The organism is Enterococcus sp. DIV1444a (genome assembly GCF_051712125.1).
Lineage (GTDB): Bacteria > Bacillota > Bacilli > Lactobacillales > Enterococcaceae > Enterococcus > Enterococcus faecalis.
This window is the reverse complement of record NZ_JBIOOG010000001.1, coordinates 1,369,343-1,383,964: the sequence shown is the minus strand read 5'-3', so window position 1 is coordinate 1,383,964 and position 14,622 is coordinate 1,369,343. Positions and strand designations below refer to the sequence as shown.

The window sequence follows — 14,622 nt, the reverse complement described above, 5'->3', positions numbered from 1 at the left end:
TTTTCTACTTCCCTTCAGTTAAATATTGATCGAGCATATCCTCTTTAATTCGTTTTAGTTCTGTTCTCGGTAGCATACTTAATAGTTCCCACCCAAGATCTAACGTTTCTTCAATCGAACGGTTTGTATCGAATCCTTGGTTGACATATTCTTCTTCAAAACGTTGGGCAAAAGCTGCGTAAATTTTATCGACATCCGAAAGAGCTGATTCTCCTAAAATGACAGCTAATTCTTTGGCTTGTTTCCCTTGTGCATAGGCTGAGAACAATTGATTCATCGTCGCTGCGTGATCCCCGCGCGTTTTGCCTTCGCCAGTTCCTTTGTCTTTAAGACGGGAAAGTGATGGCAATACATCAATTGGTGGTTGGATACCGCTCTTATATAGTTCCCGGGACAAGATAATTTGCCCTTCTGTAATATAGCCAGTTAAATCGGGAATTGGATGTGTTTTATCCTCCTCTGGCATTGTTAAAATAGGAATCTGTGTTACGGAACCTTTTGAACCACGAATTCGGCCTGCCCGTTCATACAACGTTGCTAAGTTCGTGTAAAGATAACCTGGGTAACCACGACGTCCTGGAACTTCACGGCGTGCTGCTGAAATTTCTCGCAACGCTTCGCAATAATTGGTCATATCCGTCATGATAACTAAGACATGCATGCCCTTTTCATAAGCTAAATATTCAGCGGCTGTCAAAGCCATTCTAGGCGTTGCAATCCGTTCAATGGCTGGATCATTCGCTAAGTTCATAAACAAGACTGAACGATCAATTGCGCCTGTTTGACGGAAATCTTCCATAAAATATTCCGCTTCTTCAAAGGTAATCCCAATGGCCGCAAAAACTACGGCAAATTCTTCTTCACTATTTAACACGTTGGCTTGTCTGGCAATTTGTGCTGCTAATTCTTTATGAGGTAAGCCAGAAGCTGAAAAAACAGGTAATTTTTGGCCGCGAACTAAGGTATTTAAATGGTCAATCGCTGAAATCCCTGTTTGGATGAACTCATCAGGATAATCACGAGCAACTGGATTGATAACTTCGCCGTTAATATCTAATTTTTTCTCAGGTAATAATTCTGGTCCATTATCTTTTAAACGACCTAAGCCGTCAAAAACGCGCCCCATCATATCTGGCGAAACCCCTAATTCTAAAGGATGTCCCAGAAAGCGAACTTTTGAATCACGAATATTGATATTACTCGTTCCTTCAAAAATTTGGACCATCGCTTTATCTCCATTGATTTCTAAAACTTGCCCTTGGCGAATTTCGCCATTTTGCATGCGCACTTCAATTAATTCTTCGTACTTTACGCCTGCCACTTTTTCAACAATCATCAGAGGACCAACGACTTCATTGATTGTGCGATATTCTTTAATCATTCGTCATTCCTCCTTCAGCAATGATTTCTTTTACCGTTGTTTTAATTTCTGCTTGTAAACGATCCAATTTTTCTAATTCTTCTTCTGGTAAATACTTGCTACGAGCAATGCGATCACGGATTTCAACGGTTCCCGCCATTAACTCAGAGAAATAAGTGCCTAAACTTAAGGCTTTTTGACCTTCTTCACCAAAAGTTAGAATCAATTGCAACATTTTCGCTTGTTTGGTTCGAGAAGTGAACGTGTCCACGTCATCAAAAGCATTTTGTTGCAAATAGTCTTCCCGTAATGATTTGGCTGTTTCCAACGTTAAACGGTCTTTATCCGACAAGGAATCAATCCCAACCAAACGAACAATTTCTTCCAATTGAGATTCCTCTTGTAAAATCCGCATCCCTTCAGCTACCATAGCGGCCCAGTTCCCTTGCAATTCCAAGTCTAAATATTGTCCTACTTCTGTGGAGTAAAGAGAATAACTTTGCAACCAGTTAATAGAAGGAAAATGACGTTTTTGTGCTAACTGGGAATCTAAGCCCCAGAATACTTTAACAACGCGTAACGTATTTTGGGTGACAGGTTCTGATATGTCCCCACCAGATGGCGAAACCGCACTAATCGCCGTAATGCTTCCTTCACGATGATCTTTTCCTAACGCGATGACTTGTCCTGCTCGTTCATAATATTCAGCTAAGCGGCTACCTAAATAGGCTGGATAGCCTTCATCACCAGGCATTTCTTCTAACCGGCCACTCATTTCTCGTAACGCTTCTGCCCAACGAGAAGTAGAATCCGCCATAATTGCGACTGAGTAACCCATATCACGGAAATATTCTGCAATGGTAATCCCTGTATAAATCGAGGCTTCCCGTGCTGCTACCGGCATATTTGACGTATTCGCAATTAAAATCGTCCGATTCATCAAAGACTCACCAGTTGTTGGATCAATTAATTCTGGAAATTCATTTAAAACATCTGTCATTTCATTCCCGCGTTCCCCACAACCAACGTAAACGACTAAGTCGACATCGGCCCACTTAGCAATTTGATGCTGAACGACTGTTTTTCCAGCGCCAAATGGTCCTGGAACTGCTGCCGCTCCGCCTTTCGTAATTGGGAAAAAGGTATCAATTACGCGTTGTCCGGTCACCATCGGTACTTTGGGACTTAGTTTTTCTAAAATGGGACGTCCCCGCCGAACGGGCCATTTTTGCATCATGCTAAAACTTTCCGTTCCTTTAGCCGTTTCCACTGAGTAAACTGTTTCATCAATGGCAAAGTCACCTGCTTTAATTTCGGCAATCGTTCCTGAAACGCCGAAAGGCACCATAATTTTATGTTGAATAATCGGTGTTTCTTGAACCACACCGACGATGTCACCTGCCGACACTTCTTCACCAACTGCCACAGTCGGTTCAAACGTCCATTTTTTCTCACGATCTAACGCATCAATTTTAACGCCACGACCTAAAAAGTTACTGTGGGTTACTTCTTGAAATGTATCCAATGGTCGTTGAATACCATCAAACATTTCGGCAATTAAACCTGGGGCTAATTCAACAGATAATGGTTCTCCTGTTGAAATAACTGGTTCTCCTGGTCCAATGCCTGTTGTTTCTTCATATACTTGAATCGAAGCGACGTCGCCTCGCATTTCAATAATCTCTCCGATAACGCCTAAATCTCCTACATGACAAATGTCTTGGATACTAGCATCTGACATGTTTTCAGCTAAAATCAAAGGACCTGAAACTTTGACAATTTTTCCAATTTGCACGCTCATTCTCCTTTGCATTATAAAATATTTTGTCCAATTGCTTTTTCAACATTTTTTTCAATCTCACTTAAACCGATTCCGATTGTACCATTATGACTTGGGATTAAAATAATCGCTGGTGTCACTTGTTCTTTGTATCGTTCAATCGTTTCTTCTGCTAAAGTAGAGGCTTCTTCCGTTATGAAAATGACCCCAAACTTATTTTTCGCCATAGTTTCAATGGCTTCTCTAACTTGCATTTCTGAAATGGCATGATGGACCTCAAAGCCAAACAGTTTAAATGGTAAGATTGAATTTTTGTCTCCAATGACCCCAATTTTATACCCCATTGACTTTTCGCATCCTTTCTCGAATTTTTTCATTTGAAAACCCACTATGTTTTCCGACCAAAATTAAACGTAGATTTTTCCATTCAACCTCTTTCGCATTCAAAAAGGCTAGTAATGGGAGCGGCCCAAAAGCAACCGTTCGACCGTTTTCATACATTGAGGTCAGGTAATCATCCTTGAGTTTTTCAAAAGCCAATAAATTTAATTCATTGGTTTCTTTATTGATGATCTTTTCTAATAGTTGTCCGTAATTCGTTGTTCTGACAAATGCAGTAAATTCTACAAGTGACTTTTCCGCATAGGTCAACAGCTCTTTCTTTGAGATACTGCCAGCGCTAGAAAGCACGGTTGATAAAAAGTTACTGTTTTGATGTTGAACAATCCCTCTGGCCATCGTTGATAGATTGGTTAAATCAATAAAAGCGATGACCTCCTTCGTTAACTCTTCATAGCCCAATTCATCCGCCAATTTTCGCTGTTGCTGTAAAAATGCTCGATCATAAAGGATATCAATTGCTTGCGGCAAACCGCCTTCTTCCAGATAGGCAAAAACATCACGGATTACTTCTAACAATGCTGGCTCAAGTTCGGAAGAGTTTTTTGTATGAATGGCGCTTTTGACTGTGTTTAGAGAATAACGACCATCCTCTAAATAAAGATAATCAAAATCTTTACCTGTTCGCTCAGCTTTCGTCAAAATCTTCAAGTTATGGAAGGTAAAACGCATCGTATACAACGTTACTACAGCTGGTTCTGGAGCTATTTCATATAACCACCGATAAAGATTTCCCAATGCTTCAGAAGAATGGTAGTCAAATTTTTCTTCAAAAGTTTCGGTTAAATAAGGTTGATAAACCGTACTTTTTAACATATTTTTAACGTCTTCAACTGTTTCCGCTTCTAAAAGTTGTTGAAACTGTTGCTCAGAAAGCAACTCCGTTTCTTTTAAACGAATCAGCGGATTAATTTGATGATACGTTGGTTTTCTCATTCTACGTCCTCCCTTCTTAACTGAAAAGTTTTTCTGCTACTTTAAAGCCTTCTGTTTTTTGAATCTCTTCAACTAATGCTGAAAAGAGAAAATTATAATCCAAACCATCTTTTGCAACGATAAAGCCACTTTCTTTTGGAACAACCTCCTCTGAAAGCTCCCATTGAACAGTAGCATCAGAAAGTGCGGTCAGCCACTCTTGCGTTACTTTCGTTTGAGAATACTCGCCTAAAAGAATGGTTGCTTTTCCTGTTAATTCAAGTGAGCCTAATTGTGCTTTCATAAATTGTTGAAATTCTTCCGCTGACCATTCACTCATCTTTAAGACCACTTCGTCAAATAATTGGTTAAGATATGCTTGTTTTTTATTTAATGCATCTTGACGAATTTCTAGTGTTTGCCGTTGTTGGCGTTGTTTAAATTCTTTTAATAATTGTTGTTGTCGTTTTTCTATTTCATGTTCTTGCTTCAGCAAAATTTCTTGTTGTGCTGCTTGGAATTCTTGATCGATGCGCGTTTGTTCACTGGTGACATAGGCTTCGACTTCTTGCTTTCCTTGCTGCTTAATTTCACTGATGATTTTTTCAATGGCATCCATCCATCTGCCTCCTCAATTATTTGACGTTCAATACAAGTAAGAAGGAAATTACGAACCCTAAGATGGCATAAGTTTCAACCATGGCAGCATAGATAATTCCTTTTGTTGCATGTTCTGGTTTCTTCGCTAAAATTTGGATCCCCGCAGCGGCTACACGACCTTGGGCAATCCCAGAGAACAATCCTGCAAAGGCAATTGGTAAAGCTGCTACAAAATAGTTCAATCCTTGAACCATACTCATATCGTTTCCTAAGTTAATATAAATTAAGAAAGCAATAACGAAACCGTATAATCCTTGTGTACCTGGTAATAACTGTAAAATTAACGCTTGACCAAATTTTTCTGGCTGCTCCGTCGTTAAAGCTGCTGCTGCTTCCCCAGTAAAGCCAACTCCTTTGGCTGATCCAATCCCAGCAAAAATTGTCGCCATCGCCATTCCTAATACTGCAAAAACAATTCCACCATTATTATTAATTAAGTAATCCATCATCTCTATTTTCCTCCAATAAATAATTTTCTATTTTTTCTCAACATTAACATACTTTTCTTTTGTTTTTAGCGGGTTAAACGCCCGGCCACCGCCTGTGTAAAATTTTCCAAAGAACTCAACATATTGCAAACGTGCACCATGAACATACGCACCTAATAACGATAAGAATATGTTTAACGCATGTAAAACAATTAACAGCAAGATCCCCACGCTAAAACGGGCAACTGGCGGCATGAACTCAACGAGCATATTAAACGCTGAAGCAATACTTCCCCCAGCAATTCCTAACGCCATCAAACGTGTATAACTAACTAAATCACCGACATAGCCTGTCACACCGTATAGTCCATACAGTCCTTTGGCTAAACCTTTTAATTTGGCCTTCGATTGAATCATTGGAATCACAATAATTGCAACGGCAGAAAGGCTAGCTAAAATCGCACCTGCTGTAAATAAGCCTTCATTTTTAACTACTAATTTACCAACGACTAACAATGCTAAACCAAACAAAATCCCTAACCAAGCGTAACTTTCGTTAATACTATCTAAATAGCGCCTTTGTTTTGATAACTGAATCCCATTAATCATTAAACCGACAACCAATTGGATAAACCCAAAAATAACCGATAAAATAAGAATCGTATTTACATCTTCGGTCGTTGATAAAATCGGAAATGGTGATTTGATTCCAAACATTGTTGGCGGTAATGCTGCACCGAAAAACGAACCGTAAATGAAGCCCCAAATAATTGTTGGAAATGATAAAATCAAGAAAAAGTCGGCAAAACGTTTCATGCCTCTAGGTAAAACAAATGCTTTCAAAGCAATAATAGACAAGAATAGCATCAGTAAGCCATAGCCAATATCCGCTACCATCATGCCAAAAAAGACTAGATAAAACGGCATCATCGCGGGTGTCGGATCAACTTCTTCATATTTTGGTAAGCTATACATCTCTGTTAACATTTCAAACGGCTGCACCAATTTATTATTCGCTAGTTTAACTGGTATATCTGTCTCAATTTCCACCTTCGTAGGATTTTCAAAAGTAAGAGCTATTTCGTCCTTAGGAACTTTTTCTTCAATCGCTGTCAAAATCTCGGCTTTTTCTTCGACTGGAATCCACGTTTGCAAGATAAAAAATGAGGAAGCATTTAATAAATGTTGACGTGCTTGCTCTCTTTGGATAACCGCCAATAAGACTTCTTCAGCCAAGCAAAACGTTTCATAGAAATCATGATAAGAAGCCAGTTGTTGCTTTAAGGTTTTTTCTTCTTTTTGTAAAATTTCATATCGTTCTTTGACTTGTTGATATGCCTCTTTAGGCGGAACATCATAACGGTATTGGAGTGATTCAAAACTATATTGGTTTAATAACTCGGTTACCTTTTGCTGATGTTCCTTCAGATAAACGAGTGTAAAATAACTATGGTGCATACTTTGATAAATTTCTTCAAAATAAACTGTTGGCCATTGAGATAAAGCGCTCAAAAAGCTGGCTTTATTGGCTAGATTTATCGAACCATGAACGACATAACTACTTTTTAACTGCTGTTTATGCGGTAAAACATCCAGATATTGCCAGCGGCCTAATAATTCTTCTTCGGCTTCTAATCCTTGGCGATCCGTTTGAATTTGTTTCAAAGATTCTTGAATATTCTTTAATTCCGTCAAATAGCTTTGTAATGTTTCTTCATCAAAGGTTTGTTCCAACTCTTCCAAAGTATAGACTTTTCTTTTTATCTTTAAACCTTTTCCTGAAGAGCGTGTCAAAAATAAAAGAAGCTCTTGCAATTGTTGTAGCATCGTTTCATATTTACGTAGCTGTTCAGTTGACTGTTCTGCTTGTAAAAAAGAATATTGACTCTTTAAGGCTTGTTCTTCTTCAGGCGAATGAAAAATCCGTTTTACTTCGACAATTTGCAGGCCTTGAATGGCTTGTAGAATTGCTGCTTCTTTTTCAGCAGCGGCAATTATTGTCATTTTTTCCATTTTACTAACTGCCATAAACGTCTTTCACCCTCTCAATAATTGAATCAATGACTTGTTCTTTGTTCGCTTCGTAACGTTCGTGAAGCGCTTGTTCTGTGCGCTTTGTTTCATCTAAAAGTTGTTCTTTTTCAAGTTGTAACATCTTTTCTTGCGTTGCTAGTGAATCCGTCAGCACTTTTTCAACAGCTTCTTCACTCTCTTGCCGTAGTTCAGCTAAACGTTCTTGCTTCTGTTCTTCATATAAACGACAATTCATCTTAGCTTGTTGCCGATGCTCTTCCACCGCATCTTCCGCTGCCTTGATTTGCTCTAGTACTTCTTGTACCATTATCTCCACCTCCTTAGTTTTTACACCTTTAGCATATAAGAAAAAGGACTAGCGAAATAGAGATACGCTCAGCCCTTTTGTTTTAGGTATGCAAAAAGGCGCAAACTCAAAAATTGTTCTTCTCACCCCTTGAAGAACTGAATCCTTGAAGCTTTCGCCCAACCATTCTTTATTCAATACTCTACCATCTTAGCAAAGTTTTTCGCAAAATTCAATACTTACCCAAATGAATTAAAATAACAAACTTTCCCTTTTATAATAGGTAATAAAAATAATAAATTTTTTCACATCGATGTGCTATACTTACGTAAACAATTAAATTTATTTGGAGGGATCTCTGATGAATATACGATATATTTCAATCTCTGGTAATACACGCTCATTTGTTCAACGTTTAACAACTTATGCCGAAGAGCAACATCAGCAAAACGAAAAAAATCCTACGATTACTTTAAAAGAAATTTCGGAAAATTCTCCGTTAGAAGTAGAATCAGAACCATTTTTTACCTTTGTACCTACCTATTTAGATGGTGGCGATGGCGTCAACAACGGCAATACCGAAATTTTAACAGAAGTCATGCGAGAATATCTTGCTTTTGAAAATAATTATCGTTATTGCTCCGGCGTGGTGGGCAGCGGCAATAAAAACTTTAATCACCAATACTGCCTGACAGCCAAACAGTATGCAGAACAATTCAACTTTCCCTTCTTAGCTGATTATGAATTAAGAGGCACCCAAGCGGATATTGAACGAATTTATGCTATTTTAAAGGAAAACCAATAAGCAAGTTTCATTACTAAAAGGCTCACCTATGATAGACTACATTTTGAGGTGAATAAAATGAGAAATACATGGTTAGCAGAACAACTTCAGTCAATCAGTGAAGAACCCAATTCTTTTATTATCGAGGAAACCATCAAATATATTGAACAATTAGAAGATGATAATGAAAGTCTTCAAGTTGCATTGGAAGGAACTATTTGGAGTCCTAAAAAATGGAACGAACCTTTGGAAAAATAGACTAGTAGTTTACATTCAAAGTTGGTAATCCTTATTTAAATTTAGGTACGCATTGTCTATCCGAATAATTTTTAATAAACCACTCTTTTATGTAAAGAGTGGTTTATTAAAAATGCTACATATTTTGTCATCTATTCAGCATATATTTCTTCTGTCCGCTCAAAAAAATGCGCTTACATAGATATTAATATATTACTTTATTTGTCTTGAAGTGCTTATTTAAGAATAGTATACTATTCTTAAATAAGCACTATATACATTTGTTTTATCAAACAAAAAGTGTAGATAGTTATTATATTATTTTTATAATATTTGATTACTAATAATTGTGAGCATCAATATATTAGGAAATGGGTTGATTTTTGATAAATATAAACAATGTTTTTGGGGATTACCGACAGTATTAAATAATAAATAAGGAGTTTTTAATATGATGAATTTTTCTGTTTTTTGTGTTCTTTTAGGTGGACTTGGTTTAATTTTTGGTGCTGTTTTATTTTTAACACAACTATTATTAAAATATGACAAGAAAAAATCTAAACAAATATTGTTATTCTCTACTATATTTGTAGTTTTAGGTATTATCATTGGAGTTGCGGCTCCTTCAAATGAAAAATCGGAAAAAGCATCCTCTACTTCGGACAGTAGTTCTCTTTTATCTAATGAGAGTTCTACAACACAAACTACACTAGAAATGGACCAAACATTATCAAGTTCTACATCTCAAAAAAATAAAGAAGTAAATATTGCAGAGTATGCATCAGACATAAGCTATGATAACTTAGCTCGCAATCCTGAAAATAATAAAGGAAAAAAACTAACACTTTCAGGCACGATTATTCAAGTTATCGAAGGCACTGATTATTCTCAATATAGACTAGCAATGGATGATGATTATGATCGTATAGTATTTATAGAAATTCCTAAATCCTTATTATCATCTCGAATCTTAAATAATGATATTGTTACAATTTATGGAAAATCCTATGGAACTATTGATTATGAATCAACATTGTCTGGCAATATTACCGTTCCCGCTATTGCAGTTGATAAATTCGAAATCACGGGACAAGCTGAATAAAAAATTAATACTTAAGTTTTTTTATAACTCACTAAAAGTTCTCTTAAAATAAAAGAACGAGCTGTAAATAAACTTAAATTATATCAAATGCACCACAAAAAATCAGGTAACTAAAACGTTACCTGATTTTGTTTGTAAATGTATCACCATTTGTATCACCAAAAATATTTAAAAGCAAACATCTTTGTATCACCACAAAGCTAAAAATCAGCTTAGAATGCTATTTTATAGGCGTGCATTTAAATCTTTTGCTAATTCTTCAAATCCTGGTTTACCTAATAAAGCGAACATGTTGCGTTTGTATGCTTCAACACCTGGTTGATCAAATGGATTAACCCCATTTAAGTAACCTGAGATACCCACCGCAATTTCAAAGAAGTACATAACATAACCTAATGAATAAGCATCCATTGTTGGCACTTTAACGATCATGTTTGGCACACCACCATCTGTGTGAGCAAGCAACGTACCTTCGAACGCTTTTGTATTGACGAAGTCAATTTCTTTTCCTTGTAAATAGCCTAAGCCATCTAGATCTTCATTTTGTTCTGGAATTGAAATGCTATGGCGTGGATTTTCAATTTTAACCACTGTTTCAAATAAGTTACGCATACCTTCTTGAACATATTGACCCATAGAATGTAAGTCAGTTGAAAAGTCTGCGGCTGCTGGGAAAATACCTTTGCCATCTTTTCCTTCTGATTCACCGTATAATTGTTTCCACCATTCAGAGAAATAGTGCATGCCAGGCTCATAGTTAATTAACATTTCAGTTGTTTTACCTTTACGATATAAAATGTTACGTAACGCAGCATATTGATAGGCTTGGTTTTCTTTTAAGTCGCTCGTTGCGCCGTATTCTTTACGTGCATCATTTGCACCTTCCATTAAACGATCAATATCCGCACCGCTAACAGCGATTGGTAAAAGACCTACTGGCGTTAAAACAGTGAAACGGCCGCCCACATCATCAGGAATCACAAATGTTTCCCAACCTTCCGCATCGGCTTCAACTTTTACTGCTCCTTTAGCACGGTCTGTTGTCGCATAAATACGTTTATTGGCTTCTTCTTTGCCATATTTATTAATTAATAACTCTTTAAAGACGCGGAAAGCAATCGCTGGTTCTGTCGTAGTTCCAGATTTTGAAATAACGTTGACAGAAAAATCACGATCACCAATCACATTGATTAAATCAGCTAAATAAGTTGAGCTGATGCTATTTCCAGCAAAGAAGATTTGTGGCGCTTTCCGTTCTTCTTTTGATAATAGATTATTAAATGAATGTGTCAAAAATTCAATTGCTGCACGGGCACCTAAATATGAACCACCGATACCAATGACTACTAATACCTCAGAGTCAGATTGAATTTTTGCTGCTGCTTTTTTAATGCGCGCGAATTCTTCTTTGTCATAGTTTTCTGGTAAATCAATCCAGCCAGTAAAATCATAACCAGCTCCTGTACCTTCACGTAATGCTTTGTCCACTGCAGTGACTTGTGTTTGCATGTATTCCAATTCATGTTCAGCAACAAATGGTGCTAATTTGGAATAATCTAATTGAATGTGTGACATTCCTTTTCCTCCTCGAAAGTAAACTTACTACATGTATACTTTACGTGTTTTTAGACATTTTTTCAAGCAAATTCTTTTGGATAGACCAATTGTTTAATTTTAACTATTTAATTAGTGATATTTATTCTCTTAATCAAACAAACCAACAAAAAATGCTAGGATTTCCTAGCATTTTTTGTTATTAAACGAGTCCTTGACTCAGCATCGCTGCCGCTACTTTTTCAAAGCCAGCAATATTCGCACCTAAAACAAAGTTATCTCGTGCCTGATATTCGTTAGCTGTATCACGACAAGTCTCATAAATGTTTTGCATAATTTGATCTAGCATACCGTCAACTTTTTCAAAGGACCAAGCTAAACGTTCAGCATTTTGGCTCATCTCTAATGCAGAAACCGCAACACCACCTGCATTAGCGGCTTTGCCTGGACAATAAATTACAGCTGATTTAGCAAAAACGGCGACTGCCTCTAGTGTACAAGGCATATTTGCGCCTTCTGCCACGACTTTCACTCCGTTTTTCACTAAAATAGCGGCTTGTTTTTCGTTGATTTCATTTTGTGTTGCACAGGGTAACGCAATGTCATACGCTGTTTCGAAATCCCAAACAGATTCTTTGTCATAATAAGTTGCGCCTTTACGTGTTTCAACATATTTTGAAATGCGTTCACGATTTTTTTCTTTTAGTTCTTTTACTAGCGCCACATCAATTCCTTCTGGATCATAGACAAAGCCAGACGAATCGGAACATGTGATTACTGTGGCCCCTAACTCAGTTGCTTTTTCCATGGCATAAATTGCGACATTCCCACTACCTGAAACAGCGACTTTTTTGCCTTCAAATGTATCGTTTTTATCTGCTAATAAATGTTTAACAAAATAAACCGTTCCATAACCCGTCGCTTCTGTTCTTGCTTGGCTTCCCCAGTATCCTAAAGGTTTTCCAGTCAACACTCCTGCATCATAGTTACGCAAGCGTTTATACATGCCAAACAAATAACCAATTTCACGAGCGCCTACGCCAATATCGCCTGCTGGAACATCTGTACTTGGACCAATATGTTTTTGAAGTTCGGTCATGAAACTTTGACAAAAGCGCATCACTTCAGCATCTGACTTACCTTTTGGATCAAAATCACTGCCGCCTTTGCCGCCACCGATTGGCAAACCAGTTAAACTATTTTTAAAGATTTGTTCAAAGGCCAAAAACTTCATCACACTTAAATTCACACTTGGATGAAACCGTAAACCACCTTTGTATGGTCCAATCGCTGAATTATATTGGACACGATAGCCTCTGTTCACATGCCAGTTGCCTTGGTCATCTTGCCACGGCACACGAAATTGAAAAATACGTTCAGGTTCAATCAAGACACCTAAAACATTTGCTTCAATGTATTGAGGATTTTTTTCTAAAAAACCTTCTACGGTTGGTAAAAACTCATCGACTGCTTGTAAATATTCTGTTTGACCTTGGTCTAATTGGTGAATCTTTTCTTGAATATTTTTAACATATTGTTTTGCGTCCATTTAATCATCCTCTCATTGTTATAGGTTTATTTTAACTGAAAATTCAAAAATTACCATAGTCAAACGTTTATTTTTTCCTTAAATCCAGAAAAAATCCCGTAATTATGGTACACTACCTATTGAATTGGAGGAGAACTATGAAGAAATTTGATGTAATTATTGTCGGTGCTGGGACGAGTGGCATGATGGCCACGATTGCGGCCGCAGAAGCTGGTGCTCAAGTATTATTGATTGAAAAAAATCGCCGTGTTGGGAAAAAATTATTAATGACTGGTGGCGGTCGCTGTAATGTAACCAATAATCGGCCCGCAGAAGAAATTATTTCATTTATTCCTGGGAATGGAAAATTTTTATACAGCGCATTTTCACAATTTGATAACTATGATATCATGAACTTTTTTGAATCCAATGGTATTCACTTAAAAGAAGAAGATCACGGGCGCATGTTCCCTGTTACAGATAAATCGAAGTCAATCGTTGATGCGCTATTTAACCGTATTAACGAATTAGGAGTCACTGTATTTACAAAAACACAGGTCACAAAATTACTACGAAAAGACGATCAAATAATTGGCGTTGAAACCGAACTGGAAAAAATTTATGCACCGTGTGTTGTATTAACAACTGGCGGCCGCACGTATCCTTCTACAGGAGCAACTGGTGATGGCTATAAACTAGCCAAAAAAATGGGGCATACCATCAGCCCACTCTATCCTACCGAATCGCCTATTATTTCTGAAGAACCTTTTATCCTTGATAAAACGTTGCAGGGCCTCTCTTTACAAGATGTTAATTTAACTGTTTTGAACCAAAAAGGAAAACCTTTAGTTAATCATCAAATGGATATGCTGTTTACACATTTTGGTATTTCAGGACCTGCTGCGCTCCGCTGTTCTAGTTTTATTAACCAAGAATTAACTCGCAACGGCAATCAACCTGTCACCGTAGCCTTGGATGTGTTTCCGACAAAATCTTTTGAAGAAGTGCTGAAAAACGTTGATTGCATGATTGACGAACAGCCAAATAAAGTGGCGAAAAATGCCTTTCATTCTTTACTACCAGAACGTCTGCTCACTTTTTACCTAGAGAAACTAGCAATTGAAGAAGTGCCTGCCAAACAACTAACAGAAAAGCAACGTCTTTCCTTTGTGGAACTACTGAAAGATTTTCAGTTCACTGTTACGAAAACATTGCCTTTGGAAAAATCTTTTGTCACAGGCGGTGGGATTTCCCTCAAAGAAGTGACCCCAAAAACAATGGAGAGCAAATTAGTCAATGGTTTATTTTTTGCTGGTGAACTTTTAGATATTAATGGCTATACTGGAGGCTACAATGTTACAGCTGCATTTGTCACTGGACATGTTGCCGGTTCCCATGCTGCAGAAATTGCAGAATACACCTATTTACCAATTGAAGAAGTCTAAGAGGTCGGGACGGAACCGTTTAACTCCGAGAACCAAGTAGGTACTGTTCAACATCTATTTGCTTTGCAAATAGTGTTTCTCAGCAATAAGAAGGAATTTCCGAAAATTGC

At 37.4% G+C, this 14,622-nt stretch carries 14 protein-coding genes and 1 other annotated feature; of the genes, 4 read left to right on the top strand and 10 right to left on the bottom strand.

Going from position 1 to position 14,622, the window contains the following annotated elements; translation table 11 throughout:
* Nucleotides 1-4: 4 nt before the first annotated feature.
* From IGI87_RS06830 to IGI87_RS06795, 8 genes are read right to left on the bottom strand one after another with little or no spacing between them, the layout of a single operon-like run.
* The gene (locus IGI87_RS06830) at nt 5-1,381 is read right to left on the bottom strand and encodes a V-type ATP synthase subunit B (RefSeq protein WP_002357674.1); all 1,377 of its coding nucleotides are present in this window, start codon (nt 1,379-1,381) and stop codon (nt 5-7) included.
* Nucleotides 1,374-3,155, bottom strand: a complete 1,782-nt coding sequence (locus IGI87_RS06825) for a V-type ATP synthase subunit A (protein WP_162782468.1) — start codon at nt 3,153-3,155, stop codon at nt 1,374-1,376. The genes IGI87_RS06830 and IGI87_RS06825 overlap by 8 nt, the downstream gene beginning before the upstream one ends.
* 17 nt (nt 3,156-3,172) lie before the next feature.
* Nucleotides 3,173-3,484, bottom strand: a complete 312-nt coding sequence (locus tag IGI87_RS06820; RefSeq protein WP_002357676.1) for a V-type ATP synthase subunit F — start codon at nt 3,482-3,484, stop codon at nt 3,173-3,175.
* Nucleotides 3,474-4,475, bottom strand: a complete 1,002-nt coding sequence (locus tag IGI87_RS06815) for a V-type ATPase subunit (RefSeq protein ID WP_438736522.1) — start codon at nt 4,473-4,475, stop codon at nt 3,474-3,476. Before IGI87_RS06815 ends, IGI87_RS06820 begins: the two co-directional genes overlap by 11 nt.
* 16 nt (nt 4,476-4,491) lie before the next feature.
* The gene (locus IGI87_RS06810; RefSeq protein WP_002365627.1) at nt 4,492-5,073 is read right to left on the bottom strand and encodes a V-type ATP synthase subunit E; all 582 of its coding nucleotides are present in this window, start codon (nt 5,071-5,073) and stop codon (nt 4,492-4,494) included.
* A gap of 16 nt (nt 5,074-5,089) precedes the next feature.
* A complete protein-coding gene (locus IGI87_RS06805) occupies nt 5,090-5,563 on the bottom strand; it encodes a V-type ATP synthase subunit K (RefSeq protein ID WP_002363905.1) in 474 nt (157 codons plus the stop codon).
* 27 nt (nt 5,564-5,590) lie between these two features.
* Complete coding sequence (locus tag IGI87_RS06800) at nt 5,591-7,570, bottom strand: V-type ATP synthase subunit I (RefSeq protein WP_438736521.1); 1,980 nt, start codon at nt 7,568-7,570, stop codon at nt 5,591-5,593.
* Nucleotides 7,560-7,883, bottom strand: coding sequence for a V-type ATPase subunit F (locus tag IGI87_RS06795; RefSeq protein WP_002381927.1), 324 nt, complete (start codon nt 7,881-7,883; stop codon nt 7,560-7,562). Before IGI87_RS06795 ends, IGI87_RS06800 begins: the two co-directional genes overlap by 11 nt.
* A 116-nt stretch (nt 7,884-7,999) precedes the next feature.
* Nucleotides 8,000-8,047, bottom strand: a sequence feature (sodium ion sensor (DUF1646 type); this cis-regulatory element may regulate processes involved in with the transportation of sodium ions).
* Nucleotides 8,048-8,223: 176 nt separating this feature from the next.
* Between IGI87_RS06795 and nrdI the strand changes: the two genes are divergently transcribed.
* The 3 genes from nrdI (at nt 8,224) to IGI87_RS06780 (ending at nt 9,985) form a co-directional block, all read left to right on the top strand.
* Complete coding sequence (gene nrdI / locus IGI87_RS06790) at nt 8,224-8,667, top strand: class Ib ribonucleoside-diphosphate reductase assembly flavoprotein NrdI (RefSeq protein ID WP_104855020.1); 444 nt, start codon at nt 8,224-8,226, stop codon at nt 8,665-8,667.
* 57 nt (nt 8,668-8,724) lie between these two features.
* The gene (locus IGI87_RS06785; protein WP_002357684.1) at nt 8,725-8,904 is read left to right on the top strand and encodes a hypothetical protein; all 180 of its coding nucleotides are present in this window, start codon (nt 8,725-8,727) and stop codon (nt 8,902-8,904) included.
* A gap of 430 nt (nt 8,905-9,334) precedes the next feature.
* A complete protein-coding gene (locus IGI87_RS06780) occupies nt 9,335-9,985 on the top strand; it encodes a hypothetical protein (RefSeq protein ID WP_438736520.1) in 651 nt (216 codons plus the stop codon).
* A gap of 225 nt (nt 9,986-10,210) precedes the next feature.
* On the opposite strand, the gene IGI87_RS06775 is transcribed toward IGI87_RS06780, so the two are convergent.
* Together IGI87_RS06775 and gdhA are read right to left on the bottom strand one after the other, a co-directional pair.
* On the bottom strand, nt 10,211-11,560 hold the full coding sequence (locus IGI87_RS06775; RefSeq protein ID WP_438736519.1) for a glucose-6-phosphate isomerase: 1,350 nt from the start codon (nt 11,558-11,560) through the stop codon (nt 10,211-10,213).
* 181 nt (nt 11,561-11,741) lie between these two features.
* Nucleotides 11,742-13,088 carry an NADP-specific glutamate dehydrogenase gene (gene gdhA, locus IGI87_RS06770; RefSeq protein WP_002360402.1) on the bottom strand — a complete coding sequence of 449 codons (1,347 nt, stop codon included), beginning with the start codon at nt 13,086-13,088 and terminating at the stop codon, nt 11,742-11,744.
* A 137-nt stretch (nt 13,089-13,225) separates the two neighbouring features.
* Here gdhA and IGI87_RS06765 point away from each other — a divergent pair, with 137 nt between their 5' ends.
* Nucleotides 13,226-14,512 carry an NAD(P)/FAD-dependent oxidoreductase gene (locus tag IGI87_RS06765; protein WP_438736518.1) on the top strand — a complete coding sequence of 429 codons (1,287 nt, stop codon included), beginning with the start codon at nt 13,226-13,228 and terminating at the stop codon, nt 14,510-14,512.
* Nucleotides 14,513-14,622: the final 110 nt, after the last annotated feature.